Here is a 22,494-nt window from a genome sequence, read left to right as displayed (position 1 = left end):
GCTCAAGCGCCGGCAAGCCCTGCGAAGACGCGCGCGACGCTGCGATAGACCTCGCGCTTGAACGGGACCACGAGATCGATGGCGGTCTCGAGCCGTTCCCACCGCCACTCGGAGAACTCCTGCGGCGCGCTTTCGGTCGCGCGCGTCACGTCGATCTCGGCCTCCTCGCCCTCGAAGCGCATCGCGAACCAGCGCTGGCGCTGGCCGCGAAACGCGCCGAGCTTGTGCGGCGGGCCCGAATAGGGCGGAAACTCGTATGTCAGCCAGTCCGGATGGGCGCCGATCAGCCGGGCGCTCGTCACCCCGGTCTCCTCCTCGAGCTCGCGGAAGGCGGCCGCCTCGGCGTCCTCGTCGGCGTCGATCCCGCCTTGCGGCATTTGCCATTCAAAGCCCGGGCCGATCACCTCCGGCCCGTCGTCGTCGAGCCTCCGGGCGATCAGCACGCGGCCGCGCGCGTCAAACAGCGCGATCCCGACATTGGGGCGGTAGGGCAGGGGCATGTCGCGTCGGGCCTTCAGAAAGACTGGGAGGAACGGCGTGCTTCGGGACGCGCCTTCGGCGCTCCTCAGCATGAGGACCGGGAGGGCTGAAGGAAACTCCCCGATCCTCATGCCGAGGAGTCCGCGCATGCGGGCGTCTCGAAGCACGCAGCTCCTGTCACGTCTGCTTTCGTCTCCTTGCCACCTGCGCGGCCGCTCCGCATGCTGGGGCGTTTTCCGGAGTTCCGCGTCACCATGCCCCGCCCGATCGCCGCACGGCGCCTGCACGACATCCTCGAAAGCGTCGAGACGGCCAAAAGCGTCAGCGTGGAGGAGCTCGCCGACCGGTTCGGCGTGTCGCGCGAGACCATCCGGCGAGACCTCAAGGCGCTCGCGGCCCAGGGGCGGCTCGACATCGTCCATGGCGGCGCGCTGAAGCGCGGCGTCGGGGAGCCGCCCTACGCCGAGCGGGCTATGGAGAACGCCGCCGGCAAGGCCGCGATCGGCCGCGCGGCCGCCGCGATGGTCGAGCCCGGAATGGTCGTGCTGCTCGACTCCGGGTCGACCACCCACGAGATCGCGGCCGCGCTCGCCAAGGCGCCGCCGAGCGACGTCACGGTGATCGCGACCTCGCTGAGGGACGCGCTGACGCTCACGCGGGCGGGCGTGAAGGTCACCGTGCTCGGCGGCGAGGTCGATCCGGACGACGAGGCGACGGTCGGGCTCGACGTCATCGCGGCGCTACCGCGCTACCGCGTCGATCTCGCCTTCGTCGGCATCGGCGGGGTGACGCCGGACGGCGACGTGACCGTGTTCAGCCGCGTGGCGGCCGAGACGCGGGCCGTGATGCTCGACTGCGCCGCCCGCGGCTTCTACGTCGCCGACAGTTCGAAGTTCGGCCGCGCGGGCGTCGCGCGCATCGCGCCGAAGCGCGCGCCGGAAGCGCTCGTGGTCGACGCGGCCCCACCCGCGCGGATGCAGACGGGGCTCGCCGCCCACGGCGTCGCCTGCATCGTGGCCGACGCGCTATAGTGTGGTTTTTTGTGGTATTTTGATTGAACGCGAGATGCGGTTAGGCTAGGGAGCGGCGGCGACGCTGGAGGCTTCCCGAATGTCCCATCCATCCGCCGGTTCGTTTCCCTCCCAGGCGGCCGTCGTCGTCATCGGCGGCGGGATCGTCGGCTGCTCGCTCGCCTATCACCTGACCAAGCTCGGCCGGCGCGACGTCGTGGTGCTCGAGCAGGGACGGCTGTCGAGCGGCACGACCTGGCACGCCGCCGGGCTCGTGGGCCAATTGCGCGCGCAGGCCTCCATGACGCGGCTGATCCGCGACTCGACCGAGCTCTATGCGGGACTCGAGGCCGAGACCGGCCTCGCCACCGGCTGGCGGCGGTGCGGCTCGATCACCGTGGCGCGCACGCCGGAGCGCATGACGCATTTGAAGCGCGTCATCGCCTCGGCGCGCGCCCAAGGCGTCGAGATCCACGAGTTTTCGGCGCGCGAGGCGGGCGAGAAATGGCCGGTCATGCGGACCGACAATCTCCTCGGCGCCGTCTGGCTGCCGGGCGACGGCAAGGCCAATCCCACCGACCTCACACAGTCGCTCGCCCGCGGCGCGCGCATGGGCGGCGCGAGGATCTTCGAGAAGACGCGGGTGACCGGCGTCGACATCCGCGAGGGCCGGATCCGCGGCGTCTCGACCACGCGCGGCGACATCGCCTGCGAGACGGTCGCGATCTGCGCCGGCCAGTGGTCGCGCCAGTTCGGAAAGATGTGCGGCGTCTCGATCCCGCTGCACTCGGCCGAGCACTTCTATCTCGTCACGGAGACGATCGCGGGCGTGACGCCGGACCTGCCGGTGATGCGCGACCCCGACGGCTACGTCTATTTCAAGGAGGAGGTCGGCGGCCTCGTGATGGGCGGCTTCGAGCCGCACGCCAAGCCCTGGGGCATGGGCGGCGTCCCGGACGATTTCGAGTTCCAGCTGCTGCCCGACGACCACGAGCAGTTCGAGATCCTGATGGAGAAGGCGCTCGAACGCGTGCCCGCGCTCGAGACCGCGCCGATCCGCGCCACGGTGAACGGCCCGGAGAGCTTCACGCCCGACAACAACTTCCTGCTCGGCGAGACGCCCGAGGTGCGCGGCCTGTTCGTCGGCGCGGGCTTCAACTCGGCCGGCATCGCGTCGGCGGGCGGGGCCGGCAAGGCGCTCGCCGAATGGATGGCGGCGGGGTCGGCCCAGCAGGATCTCTGGCCCGTCGACATCCGCCGCTTCGCCCCGTTCAACGCCAATCCCCGATGGCTGAAGGCGCGCGTGACGGAGACGCTCAGCCTGCATTACGCCATGCCCTGGCCGAACCGCGAACTGGAGACCGCGCGGCCGTTCCGCCGCTCGCCCTTCCACGAGCGCCTCGTCGCCAGGGGCGCGGTCTTCGGCTCCAGGATGGGCTGGGAGCGCCCGAACTATTTCTCCACCGGCGCCCACGACCGCGAGATCGCCTACGGCTTCGGCCGGCCGAACTGGCTCGACGCCTGCGCGGCCGAGCAACGGGCGGCCCGCACGGCCGCGGCGCTGTTCGATCTCTCCTCCTTCGCCAAGCACCGCTTCGAGGGACCGGACGCGGAGCCCGCGCTGCAGGAGCTCTGCGCCGGCGACGTCGCGATCGGCGTCGGGGAGAGCGTCCATACGGCGATGCTGAACCCGCGCGGCGGGATCGAGTCGGAGGTCGTCGTCGCGCGGCTCGCCGGGGACGCGTTCCTGATCGTCTCGGGCTCCGGGCAAGGCGTGCGCGACGCCGACTGGATCGGCCGCAACGCCGGCGCGAAGACGCGCGCGACGCTGACCGACGTCACCTCGGCCTTCGCCGTGCTGGGTCTGGCCGGGCCGCGCTCGCGCGAGATCCTGAGCCGGCTGACCGACGAGCCGCTGGACGACGCCGCCTTTCCGCCGGGGACGGCGCGCGAGATCGCCGTCGGTTTCGAGACCGCGCTCGTGATGCGGCGCTCCTACGCCGGCGAGCACGGCTACGAGCTGTTCGTCCAGACGGAGTTCGCGCTCGGCGTCCACGACGCTCTCCACGAGGCGGGCGCGGATCTCGGCCTCAGAGACGCCGGCCACTACGCGCTCGATGCGTTGCGGATCGAGAAGGGGTTCCGGGCCTGGGGGCGCGAGACCTCGCCGGACGTCACGCCCAACGAGGCGGGGCTCGAAGGCGTGGTGCGGCTCGACAAGGGCGCGGACTTCATCGGCCGCTCGGCGCTCGCGCGCCAGGAGCGGGTCACGCCGAAGCGGCGGCTGGTGTCGTTGCTGGGGCCTGAGCCCGGCGCGCAGATGGTCTGGGGCGGCGAACTCCTTCTGGCCGACGGCGAGCCCGTCGGGGAAGTGACGTCGGCGGCCTTCTGCGCGACGCTCGGCGGGATCGCGGCGCTCGCCTGGGTCCGGGCGGATCGCCGGATCGACCAGCGCTGGCTCGACGCCCGCAGTTTCGCGATCGACGTCGCGGGCGAACTCATGGCCGTGACGGCGAGCCTGACGCCGTTCTGCGATGCGGAAGCGGCGAAGATGGTCAAAGCGCCGCTTGACCGGCGCAGGAAAACCGCATGAACCGCGCCCCCCTTGTCCCGGACCTGATCCGGGACCCGGAACCGACCGCCTCTGAAAGAGAAACGCCGCGATCCTGCGACAGCGCTCTTTCCGGCGAGCGGCGTCGGTTCTGGGTCCCGGATCAGGTCCGGGACAAGAGCGCGGCGCGCCTTAAAGCACGCAGATCCTATTCGTCATGACGACCGGCATGGAGCCGCACGTCTTCCTCGCGGTGCTCGCGGCCGCCGCGATGCACGCCGGCTGGAACGCGTTCCTGAAGCTCAGGATCGAGCCGTTCCTCGCCATGGCGCTGGTGACCGCCGGCGCCGGCGTCGTCGGGCTTCCGGGCCTCGTCTGGTTCGGCTTCCCGAAGCTCGATGCCTGGCCGTGGCTCATCGCCTCGATCGCGCTCCACCTCGGCTATTATCTCGCGCTCACCGCCGCCTACGCCCGCGCCGACATGAGCCAGATCTATCCGATCGCGCGCGGCGGGGCGCCGCTCGTGACCGCCTTTGCAAGCGTCGCGCTCGTCGGAGAGGCGATCTCGCCCGTGCAGGGGGCGGGGATCGCGGCGCTCGGCTGCGGCGTCATGCTGATCTCGCTTCTCGGGCGGCGGAAGGGCCAGGCCTTCGACCCCGTCGCGCTCGGCTTCGCCGGGCTCACCGCGCTCATGATCTCCGGCTACACGCTGGTCGACGGGATCGGCGCGCGCACCGCCGGCGACCCGCACGCTTATTCCTCGGCGCTGTTCGTGATCGACGGCTTTCCGCTCGTGCTCTACGCGCTCTGGCGGCGCGGCGCGGCGGGCCTCGCGCCGATGCGCCCATATCTGCTCCAGGGGCTCGCGGGCGGAGCGATGTCGCTCGGCTCATACTGGATCGCGATCTGGGCCATGACGGTGGCGCCGATCCCGCTGGTCGCGGCCGTGCGGGAGTCGAGCGTGCTGTTCGCGGCGCTCATCGCGGTGGTGCTCTTGAAGGAGCCGCTGCAATGGAGCCGGGCGGGCGCGGCCGCGCTCATCGTCTGCGCCCTCGTGCTGATGCGGATGGGGTAGGTCTTCCCTCTCCCGCTTGCGGGAGAGGGGACCGGCCGGCGTCCCCGCCCTAGTCGGCCTGCACCGCGTCCATGAAGCTGCGGACCAGCGGGATGCGGCGCCGCTCCTCCAGGCACACGGCGTATTCGGCGACGCTCAGGTCCGCGCCGGTGATCTCCACGCTTTTCAGCCCCTCGCCCTCGCGGAACTCCGAGCTGAAGATCACCCCGATTCCGAAACCCGTCATGACCGCTTCGCGCACGGCTTCGCGGGTCTGGACCTCGAGCAAATGGCCGGGGCGCACGCCCGCCTCCGCGAGCCGCGCCTCGAACACCTCGCGGGTGATGGAGCCGCGCTCGCGCAGCACGACGTCCTGCGTCTCGAAGGCCTCGATCGGCGTCGTGTCGCGCCTGGCGAAGGGGTGGTCGTCGCGCAGGAAGCCGACGAGCCGGTCGCTCATCAGCCGCACCGAGCGGATGCGCGGATCCGACGTCTGCTTCGCCGTCACGCCGACGTCGGCGGAATGGTTCAGAAGCTCGGTCAGCACGTCCGACGAGTTGCCGATCGTAAGCGAAAAGGTCAGCCCCGGATGCTTCTCCCGGATGCGCCCGAGCGCGGGCATCACATGGGCGGCGCTGTCGGCCGCGATCCTGAGATGCCCGCGCGACAGGGTGCGAACGCCCGCGAGCAGCGCCTCGGCTTCGTCCTCCGCGGCGAACAGACGCGCGGTGATGACCTGAAGGCTCTGGCCAAGCGGGGTGAGCTTCACGCTCCGGCCGACGCGGTCGAACAGGCGCACGCCATAGGCCTCTTCGAGCGCCCGCACCTGCGCCGACAGCGTCGGCTGGCTGACGTTCCTGGCCCGCGCGGCTTTCGTGAAGCCGCCGGCCTGCGCCACCGCGTGAAACGCCGCGAGCCCCGTTCCGCTGATCGCCAATGCATAGGCTCCATCTATGCATGAGATTGAAACACGATATTGGACCTATCGGAAGCCCGCGGGCTAGCGTGCTCTCACGGTCAACGACTTCAGGACAGGAAACGCCCGATGTCTTCCGCCCGAACCGCTTCCGCCAAGACGCCCGCAAGGGCGCCCGCCCAGTCCGTCACCGGCGATCCGCTGCTGCTGACGCCGGGGCCCCTGACCACGTCGAAGTCGGTCAAGGAGGTCATGGTCCACGACTGGGGCTCGCGCGACGCGACCTTCATCGCGATCAACACGGCGGTGCTCGAGGGGCTGCCGAAGATCATCCACGGCGAGGCCGACTTCGTCACCGTGCCGATGCAGGGCTCCGGCACCTTCGCGGTCGAGGCGATGCTGACGAGCTTCGTGCCGCGTTCGGCTAAGTGCCTCGTGCTGGTGAACGGCGCCTACGGGCTCCGCGCCAAGAAGATCCTGGACATCGCGGGCCGCGCCGCCGTCGTGCATGAGACCGCGGAAGACACCCCTCCGGACCTCGCCGAGATCGAGCAGATCCTCGAGGCCGACGCCGCGATCACCCACGTCTTCGTCGTCCATTGCGAGACCACGAGCGGCATCCGCAATCCCGTCGAGGCGGTGGCCGCGCTCGTGAAGCGCCACGGACGGCGCCTCCTCATCGACGCCATGAGCGCCTTCGGCGCGCTGCCGCTCGACGCCCGCGAGGTGACGTTCGACGCGGTCGCGGCCTCGTCGAACAAGTGCATCCAGGGGGTGCCGGGCCTCGGCTTCGTGCTGGCGCGGGCCTCCGCGCTCGAGGAGACCAAGGGGAACGCCACCACGCTGGTGCTCGACCTCCACGACCAGCACCAGGCGATCTCCAAGACCGGCCAGTATCGCTTCACGCCGCCGATCCACGTCATCGTGGCGTTTCATCAGGCGCTGCAGGAGTTCTGGGCCGAGGGCGGGGTCGCGGGCCGCGGCGAGCGCTACGCCGACAACGCCCGCATCCTGATCGACGGCATGGCGCGGCTCGGCTTCGAGACGCTGCTGCCGGCGGCGCGCCAGGCCCCGATCATCGTGACGTTCCGGATGCCGGCCGACGAGCGCTTCGCGTTCCAGCGCTTCTACGACGCGCTGAAGGACCGCGGCTACGTGATCTATCCGGGCAAGCTGACGGTCGCGGAAAGCTTCCGCATCGGCTGCATCGGCGATCTCCACGCGGCCGACATGAGCGCCTTCGTGGGCGTGGTGGCCGAAGTGCTCGACGAAATGGGCGTGGGGCTCAAGACGGCGGCGTGAACGACGCCTTGGGGCGCGCGAAGTGCGTGCTTCGAGACGGCCCTCCGGGCCTCCTCAGCATGAGGGATGTTGAGGACGCCGGGAGCGCAGCAGTTCAACGGTCCTCATCCTGAGGAGGCTTCCGGAGGAAGCCGTCTCGAAGGACGCAGTTGATCGATGCAGGTCTTTTTGAAACGGGAGCTTCCGGGATGAACATGCACGTGAACATCGGCTCCGACGTCCTCGCCAACGGGCGCACGTATCGACGGCCCGAAAAGCCCGTCGTCGTCATCTGCGTCGACGGCTCCGAGCCCGGCTACATCGAGGCCGCGATCGAGGCCGGCCTCGCGCCGAACCTCGACAGGCTGATGAAGACCGGCGCCTCGACCACCGCGCTCTCGGTGATCCCGAGCTTCACCAACCCCAACAACCTCTCGATCATCACCGGCCGCCCACCCTCGGTGCACGGCATCGCCGGCAACTTCTTCTTCGACCGCGAGAAGGACGAAGAAGTGATGATGAACGACGCGAAGTTCCTGCGCGCGCCCACCATCCTCGCCGAGCTCCAGAAGGCCGGCATGAAGGTCGCGATGGTGACGGCCAAGGACAAGCTGCGCACGCTGCTCGGCAAGGGCCTCGATTTCTCGAAGGGGACCGCGATCGCCTTCTCGTCGGAGAAGGCCGACCGCGCGAACATGGCCGAGAACGGGATCGAGGACGTGCTCGACTTCGTCGGCAAGCCGCTGCCCGAGGTCTACAGCGCCGACCTCTCCGAATTCGTCTTCGCCGCGGGCGTGAAGCTGCTGAACGGCTTCCGGCCGGACGTCATGTATCTGTCGACCACCGACTACGTGCAGCACAAGGCGGCGCCGGGCTCGGAGTTCGCCAACAGCTTCTATGCGATGTTCGACCGTTACGTCGGCGAACTCGACGCGGCCGGCTGCACGCTCGTCATGACCGCCGACCACGGCATGAACGACAAGCATCTCGCGGACGGCTCGCCCGACGTCATCTATCTGCAGGAGATCCTCGACGAGAAGCTCGGCGCGGGCGTCACGCGCGTCATCCTGCCGATCACCGACCCTTACGTCGCGCATCACGGCGCATTGGGCTCCTTCGCCACCGTCTATGTCGATCCCAAGCACCGCGAGGCGGTGGTCGAGATCGCCAGGAACATCGAGGGCGTCACGGTGGCGATCCCGGCCATCGAGGCGTGCAAGCGCTTCGAGCTTCCGGCCGACCGCATCGGCGACGTCGTGGTGCTGTGCGACCGCCATAAGGTGCTCGGTACGTCGGCCGCGCGCCACGACCTTTCGGGCCTCACCGAGCCGCTGCGCAGCCATGGCGGGCTCACCGAACAGGTCGTGCCGATGATCGCGAACCGGCCGATCGAGGTCCCCGAGGGCCGCACGCTTCGCAACTTCGACGTCTTCGACGTCGCGCTGAACCTGGTGCGGTGAAACACGACCGTCATGCCCGCTTTTGCGGGCATCCACGACTTCTGAACCGCCACGCTTCACGACCAAGTCGTGGATACCCGGCTTCGCCGGGCATGACGGCGGAGACACGGAAAGCGAGCCGATGAACGCCAACGTCAAGCCGCCCTTCCGCCGCGAGGCCATGCGGATCGCGGGCAAGCTCGTGCAGACCGACGACATCGTCGAGGTCTTCAACCCCTACGACAATTCGGTCGTCGGCACCGTGCCGGCGGCGCGCGCCGAGCATGTGCGCGAGGCTTTCCAGAAAGCCCGCGCCTTCAAGCCGAAGCTGACCCGCTACGAGCGCCAGCAGATCCTGCAGCGCACGGCCGAACTCCTGCGCGACCGTCGGGAAGACTTCGCCCGCCTCATCGTCGCCGAGACCGGGCTCTGCTGGAAGGACGGGCTCTACGAGGCGAGCCGCGCCTACGACGTCTGGTCGTTCGCCGCGCAGCTCACCATCAAGGACGACGGCGAGATCTATTCCTGCGACATCTCCCCGAACGGCAAGGCGCGCAAGATCTTCACGACGCGCACGCCGCTCTTGGGCGTCATCTCCGCCATCACGCCGTTCAACCACCCGCTCAACATGGTGAGCCACAAGCTCGCGCCGGCGATCGCGACCAACAACCGCCTGGTGCTGAAGCCGACCGAGCTCACGCCGCTCACCGCGCTCGCGCTCGCCGACGTGCTCTACGAGGCGGGCCTGCCGCCCGAGATGCTGTCGGTCGTGACCGGCAACCCGTCCACCATGGGCGACGCCATGATCACCGACCCCGACGCCGACCTCGTGACCTTCACGGGCTCGGTGCGAGTGGGCAAGCACATCGCCAACACGGCCGGGTACAAGCGCATCGTGCTCGAGCTCGGCGGCAACGATCCGCTGATCGTCATGGAGGACGCCGACCTCGACAAGGCCGCCGAGCTTGCGGTGACGGGCGCGACCAAGAACTCCGGCCAGCGCTGCACGGCGGTGAAGCGCATCCTGGTGGTGAACGCGGTCGCCGACGAGTTTTCGCGGCTCGTGGTCGAGAAGGCGAAGAAGCTGAAGTCCGGCGACCCGATGGATCCCGCGACCGACGTCGGCACGGTGATCAACGAGCGCTCCGCGATCCTGTTCGAGAACCGTGTGAACGACGCCGTCTCCAAGGGCGCGGAGGTGCTGCACGGCGCGCCGCGCAAGGGCGCGCTGTTCGCCCCGACGGTCGTGGACAACGTGCCCTACGACTGCGAGCTCGTGCACGAGGAGACCTTCGGGCCCGTGATCCCGATCGTGCGCTGCCCGGACGACATCGCGGAGGTCATCCGCATCTCGAACTCGACGGACTACGGCCTCTCCTCGGGCGTGTGCACCGATCGGCTCGACTACGTGTCGCGCTTCGTGGCCGAGCTCGAGGTTGGCACGGTCAATGTCTGGGAAGTCCCGGGCTACCGGATCGAGATGTCGCCCTTCGGCGGAATCAAGGATTCGGGCCTTGGCTACAAGGAAGGCGTCGTGGAGGCGATGAAGAGCTTCACAAACGTACGAACCTGGTCGATGCCCTGGGCGGCGTAAGTTTAGGCGAAGTGACTAAAAACACTTCTTGTCAATGAAGTGTCACAGAGGTCCAATATAAGAAGACGTTACTTTTTATTTGGCCGCTTAGCGGCGTCGAACACAGGGATATGCGACGGTGAAGACGTGGATCTTGGCCGGCATTACGGCCGCTCTTGCGCTTTCGACGCCAAACGTTGCTTTCGCCGACAAGGCGAAGGTGACGGTCTATACGGCGCTCGAAAACGACCAGCTCAAGACCTTCAAGTCGGCGATCGAGACGGCCGTGCCCGAGGCCGAAGTGGTGTGGGTGCGTGACTCGACCGGCGTCATCACCGCCCGCTTCCTCGCCGAGAAGGACAATCCGCGCGCCGACATGGTGATCGGGCTCGCGGCCTCCTCGCTGCTGATGTTCGAGAAGGCGGGCCTGCTCGAGCCCTACAAGCCCGCCGGCGTTGACAAGCTGAAGCCCGAGTTCCGCGACTCCAAGGAGCCCTATGCCTGGACCGGCATGGACGCGTTCCTCGGCGCGGTCTGCTTCAACACGGCGGAAGCCGGCGGGGTCGCGGCCCCGAAGTCCTGGAAGGATCTGCTGAAGCCCGACTTCAAGGGCAAGATCGTGATGCCGCATCCGGCGTCGTCGGGCACCGGCTATCTCATGGTCGCGGGTTGGCTCCAGTCGATGGGCGAGGACGCCGGCTGGCAGTTCATGGACGGGCTGCACGAGAACATCGCCGCCTATCTGCACTCGGGCTCGGCGCCTTGCGTCCAGGCCGCGCGCGGCGAGCAGCTCGTCGGGCTCGCGCTCGACATGCGCGGCGCCTCCGAGAAGACCAAGGGCGCGCCGATCGAGGTCATCTTCCCCGAAGGCGGCGTCGGCTGGGACATGGAGGCCGCGGCGATCGTGAAGGGAACCAAGAACGCCGAGGCCGCCAGGAAGATCGCCGACTGGGTCGCGACCGAGGACGCCAACAAGCTGTTCGCCAAGACCTACGCCGTGGTGGCCTATCCGGGCGCCGACAGCCCGCCCGCCAACTATCCGGCCGGCGCCGACAAGGCCATGATCAAGAACGATCTCGGCTGGATGGCGGACAACCGAGAGCGCGTGCTCGCCGAGTGGTCGAAGCGCTACGAGTCCAAGGCCGCGCCGAAGAAGTAAGCGCTCAGGCGTCTCGGAGCAGGCGTTGCGCGTGCTTCGAGACGCCCTTCGGGCTCCTCAGCATGAGGAATGTTGAGGACGCCATTCTGGAGTGGGAAATCCGCCCACCTCCCTCATGCTGAGGAGCCTTGGCGAAGCCGAGGCGTCTCGAAGCACGCAGTTCCTCGAGACAGCGACGCGACAGAGGATCGAGCCATGACCGCATCCCAGCCGATCGCAGATCCGTTCCTGAGCGTCCGCGGCCTGCGGAAGAGCTACGGCGCCTTCACGGCGCTCGAAAACATCGACCTCGACGTCGCGCGCGGCGAGTTCGTGTCCTTCCTCGGGCCGTCGGGCTGCGGAAAGACCACGCTGCTGCGCGCGATCGCCGGCCTCGACCCGCAGGACGAGGGCTCGATCCATATCGGGGGCCGCGACGTCTCGAAGGCGCCGCCGTCCGAGCGCGACTTCGGCATCGTGTTCCAGTCCTACGCGCTGTTTCCGAACCTGACCGTCGCGAAGAACGTCGGCTACGGCCTCGTCAATCGCAGCCGGCCGCGCAAGGAGATCGCCGAGCGCGTCGCCGAGCTTCTGGCGCTGGTCGGCCTGCCGGATCAGGGCGAGAAGTTTCCGGGCCAGCTTTCCGGCGGCCAGCAGCAGCGCGTCGCGCTCGCCCGGGCGCTCGCGACCTCGCCCGGCCTGCTGCTGCTCGACGAGCCGCTTTCGGCGCTCGACGCCAAGGTGCGCGTGCGGCTGCGCGACCAGATCCGCGATCTCCAGCAGCGGCTCGGCGTCACCACCATCATGGTGACGCACGACCAGGAGGAGGCGCTCGCCATGGCCGACCGCATCGTGGTGATGAACCACGGCGTGATCGAGCAGGTCGGCGCGCCGTCCGAAATCTATGGCGCGCCCAGAACCCCCTTCGTGGCGGACTTCGTCGGCCACATGACGTTCCTCGACGGCGTCCTCGCGGGTCCGCGCCGGGTGCGGGTCGGCGGCATCGAGTTCACGGTCGCCGAGGACGCGCAAGGCTCGGTCGGCGCGCCCGTGCGGCTCGCGCTGCGGCCCGAGACGGCGCGGCTGCAGGGGCTCGACGACGCCACCCCCAACCGCTTCGAGGCGCGGATCGGCGAACTCGCTTTCCTCGGCTCCTTCTGTCGCGCGCGGCTGGAGCCGACCGGCTCCAGCGGCCTCGTCATCTCGGCCGACGTGCCCGCCAACGCCATGCGCGACCTCGGCCTCGCCGAGGGCGACGTGCGGCCGGTGGCGTTCCCGCCCGACAGCCTCCGGGTGTTCCCGGGCGCGCCGTCGTGAGCGAGATCGCCGCCCGGATGCCGGCCATCGCTCCGGCCAAGGCCCCGCGCGCGGCGCCGATCGTCAGCGAGCGGCAGGCGGCGGGTCTGATGATCGCGGCGATCGCCGGCGTCCTCGTCCTCATCATCGCGCTGCCGCTCTGGGCGCTTCTGTCGAAGAGCGCGCAGAACACCGACGGCCAGTTCGTCGGGCTCGCGAACTTCCTGGCCTATGCCGGCAACCCGACGCTGATGGCGTCGCTCGTCAACAGCGTGTGGGTCTCGGGGCTCGCGACCGCGATCGTGATCCCGCTCGCCTTCGGCTTCGCCTATGCGCTGACCCGCTCCTGCGCGCCGCTCAAGGGGGCGCTTTACGCCGCCGCGCTTCTGCCGATCTTCGCGCCCTCGCTGCTCGCGGGCCTTTCGCTCATCTATCTCTTCGGCAACCAGGGGCTTTTGAAGTCCTGGATGATGGGCCGCTCGCTCTACGGGCCGATCGGCATCGTGATGGCGGAGGCGCTCTACACCTTCCCGCACGCGCTGCTGATCCTCACCACCGCGCTCTCGCTGTCCGACGGTCGCCTGCGCGAGGCGGCCGACGCCATGGGCACGAGCCGCGCCCGCATCTTCTGGACCATCACCCTGCCGGGCGCGCGCTACGGACTGATCTCGGCCGCCTTCGTCGTGTTTACGCTCGTCATCACCGACTTCGGCATCCCGAAGGTGATCGGCGGCCAGTTCGACGTGCTCGCCACCGACGCCTACCGGCAGGTCGTCGGCCAGCAGAACTTTCCGATGGGCGCGGTGGTGGGCATCGTCCTGCTCGTTCCGGCGATCGCCGCGTTCTTCGTCGATCGCCGAGCGCAGAAGCGCCAGACGGCGCTGCTCTCGGCACGCGCCGTGCCCTACCGTCCCAAGCCCGACCGGCGCCGCGACCTCGGCCTGTTCGCTTTCGCGGGCCTGATCGCGCTCCTCATCGTCGCGACCTACGGCGTCGCGGCATGGGGCTCGTTCGTGCGCTACTGGCCCTACAACCTGTCGCTGACGCTCGCCAATTACGACTTCGCCAATGTCGAGCCGACCGGCTGGGACGGCTACTTCAATTCGCTGAAACTCGCCGGCCTCACCGCGCTCGTGGGCGCGCCGCTGGTCTTCGTCGGGGCCTATCTGATCGAGAAGATCCGCGTCTTCCCGCGCCTGCGGGGCTTCGCGCATTTCCTCGCCATGCTGCCGATGGCGGTGCCCGGCCTCGTGCTCGGCCTCGGCTACGTGTTCTTCTTCAACGCCTCGTGGAACCCGCTCAACGTGTTCTACGGCACGCTGACCGTTCTGGTGATCAACACCGTCGCGCATTACTTCACGGTGGCGCACATCACGGCGCTGACGAGCCTCAAGCAGCTCGATCCCGAGTTCGAGGCGGTGGCGGCCTCGCTGAAAGTTCCGTTCTGGCGCACGTTCTCCCGCGTCACCGCGCCGATCTGCATGCCGGCGATCCTCGACATCGCGGTCTATCTCTTCGTCAACGCCATGACGACGGTCTCGGCCGTGATCTTCCTCTACGGCGCAGACACCAAGCTCGCCTCGATCGCGATCGTGCACATGGACGAGGCCGGCGCCGTGGCCTCCGCCGCCGCGATGGCGACCGTGATCATGGCGACCGCCATCGGCGTGAAGATCCTCCACGTCGTCCTGACGTGGCTCGTGTTCGGACGCCTGCAGAAATGGCGCGAGCGGTGAGCGCGAAGGCGCGGCTCGTCGCCGAATCCGAGAGCGACACCAACCTCACGGACCGCCGCGCCGCCTGGCAGGCGAGCGCGCTCGACGGCGAGACCCGCGCGCTGCTCGCCCGCGACGAACGCGGCTTCCTGCGCCAGTCGGTCTCGACGCCCTGCCTCAACGCGATCGCCAAGGCCGAAGGGATCTGGATCGAGGACGTCGCCGGGCGCCGCTACATGGATTTCCACGGCAACAACGTCCACCACATCGGATACGGCCATCCGAGGCTGAAGGCCGCGATCGCGGCGCAGATGGACGCGCTGCCGTTCGCGCCGCGCCGCTACGCCTGCGAACCCGCGGCGATGCTCGCCGAAAAGCTCGGCCAGATCACGCCGGGGACATTGTCGAAGGTGCTGTTCACCACCGGCGGCTCGGACGCGGTGGAGCTTGCGGTCAAGATCGCGCGCGCCGCGACCGGCCGCACCAAGACGCTGTCGTTCTGGGACGCCTTCCACGGCGCGGGCGTCGGCGCCGGCGCGATGTCGGGCGAGGCGCTGTTCCGGTCGGGGCCCGCCGCGCCCATGGTGGCGGGCGCGCTCCATGTCGCGCCCTTCGGCGGCGGTTCGCGCTGCCCCTACGGCGGCCGGACGCCGGAGGAGAGCGGCGCGGCCTGCGCGCGGATGATCGACTATGTGCTCTCGCGCGACCCGGACGTCGCGGCGCTCGTCGCCGAGCCGACGCGCGCGGTTCCTTACGTCGCGCCGCCGGGTTTCTGGGCGCAGGCGCGCGGGATCTGTGACCGCCACGGCGTGAAGCTGATCTTCGACGAGATCCCGACCGGGCTCGGCAAGACCGGAAAAATGTTCTCCTGCGAGCATGACGGCGTCGTCCCCGACATCATCGTGCTCGGCAAGGCGCTCGGCGGCGGCATCCTGCCGATCGCGGCCGTCGTGGCGCGGCCCGAGCTCGACGTCGCGCAGGACTGGGCGTTCGGGCACTACACCCACGAGAAGAACCCGGTGACGACCCGCGCGGCGCTCACCACGATCGAGATCATCGAGGACGAGGGTCTGGTGGAGAACGCCGCCGCGGTCGGCGCTTACGCGCTCGAGCGCCTGTCGGAGCTGGCGGATCGCCTCGACGTCGTGCGCGACGTCCGGGGCCGGGGACTGCTGATCGGCTTCGACATCGTGACCCCGGACGGCGCGCCCGACGGCGACCTCGCCGAGGAGGTCCTCTACCGAGCGCTTGATCTCGGCCTGTCGTTCAAGACCACGATGGGAAACGTCGTGACCCTCACCCCGCCCCTGACCCTGACCCGCGACGAGATGGCCGACGCGCTCGACCGCCTCGAACAGGCGATCGACGGGGCGGTGGCGGGGCGGAGTTAGGGAACGCCGCATCGGGCCGTCTGCGTGCTTCGAGACGCCGGCCGCCGGCCGGCTCCTCAGCATGAGGACCGTTCTTGCTTGCCAGACCTTAGCTTTCTCGGACCTCCGGCCGTCCTCATGCTGAGGAGGCCCGAAGGGCCGTCTCGAAGCACGCAGTCGGCTTCCGCCCCTCCTCAGTCGAAGCCGGCCGCGCCCTTCTCCGCCATCACCACCTGGGCCTCGGCGACGAGCGTCGCGAGCGCGTCGGGCGAGGGCATGTCCTCGGTGACGTAGACGAGCCGCCCGCGCGGATCGACGAGGTAGATGCGGGCGTCGTGGACGTCGTAGCCGCGGCCGCGCCCCTTGAGCGCGTCGACGAGGCGCCCGACCCCCTCGAGCGTCGGCGTGGCGGCGCGCCAGCCGGGGGCCGCGCCCTGCGCCTCGAGCCAGGAGGTCAGTCGCGCCGGGTCGTCGCCGAGCGCGTCGACGCTGAGCGAAAGGAGGTCGGCCGGCAGGTTTCTGGCCGCGATGCGCTCCTGCGCGGCCTTGAAGATCGCGCCCTGCACCGGGCAGGTGGTGGAGCAGCCGGCGAAGAACAGCGTCACCAGCGTGAAGCGTCCCGCCGAAGTTTCGGCCGACAGCGTCGTCGCCTTCCCGTCGTGGCGCGTGAGCGCGACGTCGGGCAACGCACGCGCCGGCCGGATCGGGCCGAACGGCATGGCGTGGGTCTCGGTCTCGCCCGCTGCTCCCTCGGCCGGCAGTTCGGGCAGGGCCGCGGACCGGGGGCGCTCGACCGCGAGCATCGCGGCGGCGGCTCCTGCGGCGAGCAGAACGATCGCGGCGGCGGCGAGCGCCAGAGGGCGGCGGAGGAGCGAGCGCATGGTCGGGCTCATCTTACGGCCGCCGGCTGACATAGGCGAACAGCGCGGCGCAGTCGGCGTCGGAGACGTCGAAGCGCGGCATCAGCCGGCTCACCATCACGGAGGCCGGGTCGACGCCCTCCCGCATCAGGCGGCAGAACGAGGCCTCGTCATAGGAGACCGGCGCGCCGCCGCGCGGCGTGCGGGGAGCCGAGAAGGTCGTCCGGTCGAGCCGCGCGATCGCGCGCGGGCCGCCCGACGCCGCGCCCTCGTGGCAGTTCACGCAGGCCGAAGCCGAAACCGGCAGAGCGACGCCGCTGAAGATCTTCGCCTCGAGCGCCGCATGGCCGTGAAAGAGCATGTAGCCGCGCGCGATCGGCGAGCGCCAGGCCAAGACCGCCGCCGCGGCGAGCGCGACGACGACGAGCGCCGCGACCGCGAACCGGCGCCGCGGCGCGGACGCCGCCTCGGCGCCGAACGCCGCGGCCGAGGGCCTCACTGCGGCCCGAGCTCGCGCACGAAGGCTGCGAGCGAATCGAGGTCGGCGTCCGGCACGGCGAGCGTGGTGTGCGCCTTGATCGCGGCCTGCAGCGTCGGGGCGGAGCCGTCATGGAGATAGGGCGCGGTCGCCCAGGCCCCGCGCAGCGTCGGCACGTCGAGCCGCGTCAGCGTCTCGCCGAGCCGCTTGCCGCTCGCCGGCTTGATGGTGCCGACGCTCCGCAGCGCGGTCGCGCCGGCGCTGATCGTGTAGGGCGTGCCGGCGTGGCAGGTGCCGCATTGCAGGCGGTTGAAGGCCGCAAGGCCCGCCTGTCCGGCCGCAGTCAGCCCGCCGTTCGCCGCCGCATAGGGGCTGCGGGGCGTGACGGTCAGCGAGGAGACGTAGGCCGCGAGCGCGTCGAGGTCGGCGCTGAGGCCCGCCTTCTTGTCGCCGAGCGGCTGGGCCCGGGTGCCGGCGAGATAGGCGGCCTCGGTCATCAGGCCGGTGCCGCCGGCAAGGTCGCGGATCTGCTTCTCGAAGTCCTGCACCTCGTCGAAATTGCCGGTCCAGTGCAGGAAGCCCTGCGCCATGCCGCCATGGCCCTGCAGCGAGATCGTGTTGCGCAGGCCTTCTCCGAAGCCGGTGAGATCCCAAACCCGGCCGTCGCCCTCTCCGTCGTCATGACAGGAGGCGCAGCTGATGTAGCCGTCGCGGGCGAGCCGCGTGTCGACCGCGTCGTAGAACAGCTGCTTGCCGCGCAGCACGGTGGCCGTGAGCTTCTCGGTCCCGATGGTGCGGATGGTCGAGGCGACGGCGAGGCGCCGGTCGCCGTTCGTCAGCAGCGGCTGCAGGTCGATCATGCTGACGCTGCGGTCCATCAGGTTGTGGGCGACGAGCCAGCGGCCGCCCGGCAGCAGCGTCAGCGCGTTGGGCGCCTGGCCGACGGGGACGCGCATGAGTTCGCGCTTGCCGACGGGGTCGAGCACCGCGACCGTGCGGGTCGTCTCGAGCGCGGCGAAGAGATAGGCCCCGTTCGGATGGATCGCGACGGCGCTCACCACGCCGGCGTTGTCGACGTCGATGCGCGAGGAAAGATCCTCGAGCCCGGTCGTCAGGTCGACCCGCGAGACGATCGCCCGCACCGTGTTCTGGAAGTTGAGCGGCTGGCCGTCCCGCAGCATGCCGCGATAGACGTTGTCCATCTTGGACGGGACCCAGCCGGTCTTGCCGTCGGGCGAGATCGCCATGGCGCCGAGATAGTTCGGGACGCCGCGGCCGCTCACCTCGGTGTCGACCGCGTCCGAGGGGCCGAGCACGATGGTTCGCTCGACCATGCCCGACAGGCCGATCACCCGGATCTCGCCGCCGAAGGCCGCTGCGGGCGAAGGCGCGGCGGACTTGGCGAGCTTGTCGTCGCCCTTCTTGTTCTTCTTCTTTTTCTTCTTCGTCGGCTTGGCCTCGGCGCTCGGGGCCGCGGTCGACTCGCCGCGGATCGGCGGGGTGATGAAGCGCGAGATGTAGGCCTTGTCGCGCGCGGCGTTCACCGCGATGCGCCGCGGCCCGGGGCCGGCGTCGCCGACGCCGTAATTCTCCCCGAGCGGGCCGAGCAGCATGATCTGGCCGGTCGCTTCCAGCGTCACCGCCACGTCGCCCCACTGGCCGACCGTCGCGACGTCGGAGGGGCGCGAGCCCGCCGGCAGCGCGATGGTGCGCAGCACCTGATAGGTCGCGCCGTCCACCACGGTGATCGACGCGCTTTCGCGGTTGGCGACCCAGATCTGGTTGCGGCCGGTCAGGACGAGCGACCACGGCTTGCGGCCGACCGGGACTTCCGCGAGCAGCCTTCGGCCGTCGAGATCGATCACCGAGACGGTGTCGTTGTCGCGGTTGACGACCCAGAGCCGGCCGAGGCCCGCGCCGCTCGGCTGGTGGGCCGATCCGCCCGAGGACGTGCCGCCCGGCGTTCCGGCGCCGACCGCGAACACCGCCTGGTCGAAGGCGTAGGTCGAGATCGCGCCGTCGCTTGCGCGCATCACCAGCACGACGCTGAAGACGCCGGGCCGCGCGAAGACGTGCGAGGTCGCGGAGGAGGCGGAGAACGCCGTGTCGGCCGCGCCGTCGCCGAAGCGCCAGCTGAAGGTCGCGCCGGCGCCGTCCGCGATCGTCGGCGCATAGGACTTGGTCGCGCCGGCCTGCACGGGCGTCGCCTCGAGCGCGGTGACGCGGGGCTGGCCGCCGGTCACGCTCCAATTGAAGCTCGCGCTCGCCGCAAGCCCGATCGGATCGGTGACGGTGACGGTCGGCCGGTAGGATCCGGCGGTCGTCGGCGAGCCGGAGATCATGCCGCGGAAGGCGTCGATGGCGAGGCCCGGCGGCAGGCCCGTGGCGCGGAACGCCAGCGGGTCGTTGTCGGGGTCGGCGGCCGTCAGCGCGAGCGAGACCGCGGTTCCGGTCCGCGTCGACTGGGCCGCGGGCGTCGCGATCGTCGGGGCGCCGCTGGTGAGGCCGAAGACCTGCACCTCGGCGAGGTTCAGATAGGACGTCGGCGTCGTGGTCTTCTGGACGCGCACGTAGCGGCCAGCGGCGGAGACCGGCACGTCGATGAAGTCGTTGATCGTCGAGGCGCCGAAGGTGCGGGTCGCGACCAGCGGGTCGGCGACGAGCGAGGCGTGGGTGCGGCTCGTCATGTCGAAGCCCGCGACGAACACGGTGAGGTCCTGGGCCCGGTCCGCGCAGCAGTCGGTGCGTTTCCAGATCCGGACATAGTCGAGCGGGACCGAGGAGCCGAGGTCGACCTGCCACCAGGGCTGGCTCTGCAGCCCGCTATGGGCGATCGAATTGGCGGAGATCGCGCCGTTGACGTTGCCGTCGACCGCGCGCGAGGCGAGGCCGCCGTTCGAGACCGACGACATCGTGGCTGGCCGCGTGGCCGCGAGGTTGGCGGTCGAGCCCGCGCGCGCCGCGAAGAGTTCGGTCGCGGGCACCGGCGCGAAGCCGTTATCGCCCGGCCGCATCTGCGTCAGGCGGAGCACGCCGCCGCCGCCGGAGTTGAAGTATTCGACGAAGACCGGGTGATCGACGCCCTGCGCGAGATCGACCTGGCCCTCGCGGGTCGAGGGCGAGTGCGGGGTCCAGTCGTCAACGATCAGCTTGCCGGCGATCCACACCCGGACGCCGTCGTCGGACTCGACGCGGAACCGCGTCGCGCCGCCGCGCGTCGGGCGGATCGACCCGCGCCAGCGCGCGGAGAAGACGCCCGGCACGCCCGATCCCGGACCGGTTTCTGCGAAGGTGAAGTTGAGCGCCTCGCGCCGCTGCGCGAGCACGGGCCCGGCGAGCGCCGCGCCGCCGAAATACTCGCCGAGCAGGCCCTCGCCGACGGTCGGACGGGTGTCGACCACGATCGACATGTCGGTCGAGACCACGGCGTCGCCGCGGGTTGCGATCAGCGAGGCGGTGAACGCGCCGGTTTCGGTCGGCGTGCCGGAGACGCGCGCGGTGAGCGGATCGACCGTAAGGCCGGCCGGCAGGCCCGTCGCGGAGTAGCGCACGCCGTCGCCGAGCGGAACGACGGTCGGCTGAGCGGTCCCGGCCCGATTGAGCTGGAGCGCCACCGGATCGGGCGCGACGAGCGTCGCGACCGTGGTGGGCGCGACGTTCACGATCTTGGCGACCGACGGCGTGCCCGCGGAGTCGAGCGCGAACAGCATCCAGTAGCCGGGCAGCAGGTTGCCGGCGTTGCTCGGCACCGCGAGCCGGTAGGCGTTGGTCCCGGTGCGGGTGAACGGCACCGTCAGGCGGCGCTGGTCGGAGTTCACCGTGTGGGTCGTCGCGCCCATGCGGATCAGCGCGAAGGACGTCACCTCGCGGTTGGTGACGACGTCGGCGGCGCGGCCGAGCGCGAGCTCTGACGGCGCCGAGGAGATCACGGGCCGCGCGAGCCGGTTTCCGCTCGCGTCGAACAGGTAGCTCGGCTCGTAGAGCTGGAAGTCAGGATGGTTGGTGGAGCAGTTGCCGCAGAGGCCCCCGCCGCCCGCCAGCACCCGCCCGTCCGGCAGCAGCAGCGCGATGCTGTGATAGTTGCGCGGCGCCGCGACCGCGGGCGCGAGCGTGAAGCGCTTGGTGCGGGGGTCCCAGATCTCGGTCGCGAGGACGGAGTCGGAGTCCTGGAAGTTCGCGCCGAAGGTCTGGCCGCCGACGATCAGCACCCGGCCGTCCGGCAGCACAACCGAGTTGTGGTAGACGCGCGGATAGATCATCGAGGTGAGCTTCGTCGTCACCGCGCCGCCGCGCGAGACGTCGATCTCGTAGGACGCCGCGCTCGCGGCCGCGCCGGTGTACTGGGTCGAGCCGCCGGTCTTCAGGATTTTGCCGGCGTCGTACATCAGCGCGTTGCCGGACGAGGCGAACACGTCGTCGCCGCGCCGGCCGGCCTCAGTCACGCGGCCCGTGCCGGTGGTGTCGATCCACTGCATCATCGGGCCGGGCGCGGCGTAGAGCACGCGGCCGTTGCCGGTCGGGATCAGCGCGAAATGGCTGTCCTTGCCGAAATCGGTCAGCGTCGTGGACTGCATGCCCGCGACCGACAGGCCCGACAGCAGGCGCCAGCCCTGGCCCGGCGTCCAGAGCTCGCCGTCCTTGCGCGCTGCGCCGTTGCCCGACCACGAGCCGCCGATGGTGAGGACCGAGCCGTCCTGCAGGATGGTGTTGGCGTTGTAGCCGCGCGGGATGCGCATGTCCTGGGCGCGCGTGAAGGTGTCGGCGGCCGGATCGTAGATGCTGGTGACCGGGGCGTTCGAGCCGCCGTTGACGAGCACGCGGCCGTCCGTCAGCAGCGTCGTGCCGGTGCAGAACATGTTGTGGCCGAGCTGCGCCGAGCGCCGTTCGACCGCGCCGGTCGCCGGATCGTAGAGCGCGCCGTAGACCCGTCCGTTCGACGCGAAGGCGAATTCGCCGTCGGCGGCCCAGAGCAGCACCTTGCCGTTCTTGAGCACCGCGCCGGAGGAGGGGACGAGCGGCAGACTCGTCAGCGGGCCCCAGCGGCCCTGCTGCTGGGCGCTCGCCGAGACCCCTGAAAACGCCAACGCCAGCGCCGCCAGCGCGCCCGCGACGATCCGACCCCCAGCCATGCTACGGCTCCCCAGCCAGCGACGTTCGCCGGCCTTAAGAGCCGGTCTCGCTTAAGTCTCTCTGACTTTCCGCATTTTTGACACGAGTTGTACGAATTAACCTAAACAACAGGACGTCATTTTCTTGATCCAAAACGGGACATTAAAGTGTTCAATTGAAAACTAACGATGATTCATAAGGTCAATGCGCGCGTTCGGCTTGCG

At 69.9% G+C, this 22,494-nt stretch carries 15 protein-coding genes; 10 read left to right on the top strand and 5 right to left on the bottom strand.

What is annotated here, in order from left to right:
• Nucleotides 1-2 precede the first annotated feature (2 nt).
• Nucleotides 3-500 (bottom strand): RNA pyrophosphohydrolase, encoded by a 498-nt coding sequence (locus tag ACFOWB_RS23440; RefSeq protein ID WP_261404728.1) that lies wholly within the window; start codon nt 498-500, stop codon nt 3-5.
• Between the two features lie 234 nt (nt 501-734).
• Here ACFOWB_RS23440 and ACFOWB_RS23435 point away from each other — a divergent pair, with 234 nt between their 5' ends.
• From ACFOWB_RS23435 to ACFOWB_RS23425, 3 genes are all read left to right on the top strand, one after another.
• Nucleotides 735-1,511, top strand: coding sequence for a DeoR/GlpR family DNA-binding transcription regulator (locus ACFOWB_RS23435; protein WP_378149696.1), 777 nt, complete (start codon nt 735-737; stop codon nt 1,509-1,511).
• A gap of 79 nt (nt 1,512-1,590) precedes the next feature.
• Entirely contained in the window at nt 1,591-4,083 is a 2,493-nt protein-coding gene (locus ACFOWB_RS23430; RefSeq protein ID WP_378149694.1) for a GcvT family protein, read from the top strand.
• Nucleotides 4,084-4,258: 175 nt separating this feature from the next.
• Complete coding sequence (locus ACFOWB_RS23425; protein ID WP_378149691.1) at nt 4,259-5,116, top strand: EamA family transporter; 858 nt, start codon at nt 4,259-4,261, stop codon at nt 5,114-5,116.
• Nucleotides 5,117-5,165: 49 nt separating this feature from the next.
• On the opposite strand, the gene ACFOWB_RS23420 is transcribed toward ACFOWB_RS23425, so the two are convergent.
• Nucleotides 5,166-6,032 (bottom strand): LysR substrate-binding domain-containing protein, encoded by an 867-nt coding sequence (locus ACFOWB_RS23420; RefSeq protein ID WP_261404725.1) that lies wholly within the window; start codon nt 6,030-6,032, stop codon nt 5,166-5,168.
• A gap of 108 nt (nt 6,033-6,140) precedes the next feature.
• On the opposite strand from ACFOWB_RS23420, the gene ACFOWB_RS23415 reads away from it, so the two are divergent.
• The 7 genes from ACFOWB_RS23415 to pbfA all read left to right on the top strand — a co-directional run bounded on the left by ACFOWB_RS23415 (nt 6,141) and on the right by pbfA (nt 15,844).
• Entirely contained in the window at nt 6,141-7,313 is a 1,173-nt protein-coding gene (locus tag ACFOWB_RS23415) for a 2-aminoethylphosphonate--pyruvate transaminase (protein ID WP_261404724.1), read from the top strand.
• A gap of 194 nt (nt 7,314-7,507) precedes the next feature.
• Nucleotides 7,508-8,752, top strand: coding sequence for a phosphonoacetate hydrolase (gene phnA / locus ACFOWB_RS23410; RefSeq protein WP_378149844.1), 1,245 nt, complete (start codon nt 7,508-7,510; stop codon nt 8,750-8,752).
• 121 nt (nt 8,753-8,873) lie between these two features.
• On the top strand, nt 8,874-10,325 hold the full coding sequence (gene phnY, locus ACFOWB_RS23405; RefSeq protein ID WP_378149688.1) for a phosphonoacetaldehyde dehydrogenase: 1,452 nt from the start codon (nt 8,874-8,876) through the stop codon (nt 10,323-10,325).
• A 118-nt stretch (nt 10,326-10,443) separates the two neighbouring features.
• On the top strand, nt 10,444-11,463 hold the full coding sequence (locus ACFOWB_RS23400) for a putative 2-aminoethylphosphonate ABC transporter substrate-binding protein (protein WP_378149686.1): 1,020 nt from the start codon (nt 10,444-10,446) through the stop codon (nt 11,461-11,463).
• Between the two features lie 195 nt (nt 11,464-11,658).
• The gene (locus tag ACFOWB_RS23395) at nt 11,659-12,759 is read left to right on the top strand and encodes a putative 2-aminoethylphosphonate ABC transporter ATP-binding protein (RefSeq protein ID WP_378149684.1); all 1,101 of its coding nucleotides are present in this window, start codon (nt 11,659-11,661) and stop codon (nt 12,757-12,759) included.
• Nucleotides 12,756-14,474, top strand: coding sequence for a putative 2-aminoethylphosphonate ABC transporter permease subunit (locus ACFOWB_RS23390; RefSeq protein ID WP_378149682.1), 1,719 nt, complete (start codon nt 12,756-12,758; stop codon nt 14,472-14,474). The genes ACFOWB_RS23395 and ACFOWB_RS23390 overlap by 4 nt, the downstream gene beginning before the upstream one ends.
• Nucleotides 14,471-15,844: a (R)-1-hydroxy-2-aminoethylphosphonate ammonia-lyase gene (gene pbfA / locus ACFOWB_RS23385; protein WP_378149680.1), complete on the top strand. Its 1,374-nt coding sequence runs from the start codon at nt 14,471-14,473 to the stop codon at nt 15,842-15,844. Before ACFOWB_RS23390 ends, pbfA begins: the two co-directional genes overlap by 4 nt.
• A 173-nt stretch (nt 15,845-16,017) precedes the next feature.
• Here the strand turns inward: pbfA and ACFOWB_RS23380 are convergent, their stop codons facing one another.
• Genes ACFOWB_RS23380 through ACFOWB_RS23370 form a run of 3 tightly spaced genes read right to left on the bottom strand, consistent with a single transcriptional unit; the run spans nt 16,018 to nt 22,290 of the window.
• A complete protein-coding gene (locus tag ACFOWB_RS23380) occupies nt 16,018-16,704 on the bottom strand; it encodes an SCO family protein (RefSeq protein WP_261404720.1) in 687 nt (228 codons plus the stop codon).
• A 13-nt stretch (nt 16,705-16,717) separates the two neighbouring features.
• A complete protein-coding gene (locus ACFOWB_RS23375) occupies nt 16,718-17,182 on the bottom strand; it encodes a hypothetical protein (RefSeq protein ID WP_261404719.1) in 465 nt (154 codons plus the stop codon).
• The gene (locus ACFOWB_RS23370) at nt 17,179-22,290 is read right to left on the bottom strand and encodes a putative Ig domain-containing protein (protein WP_378149677.1); all 5,112 of its coding nucleotides are present in this window, start codon (nt 22,288-22,290) and stop codon (nt 17,179-17,181) included. The genes ACFOWB_RS23375 and ACFOWB_RS23370 overlap by 4 nt, the downstream gene beginning before the upstream one ends.
• Nucleotides 22,291-22,494 lie beyond the last annotated feature (204 nt).

Source organism: Chenggangzhangella methanolivorans (assembly GCF_042648545.1).
GTDB lineage: Bacteria > Pseudomonadota > Alphaproteobacteria > Rhizobiales > Methylopilaceae > Methylopila > Methylopila methanolivorans.
The sequence above is the reverse complement of the archived record's forward strand: the minus strand, read 5'-3'. Positions and strand labels throughout refer to the sequence as shown.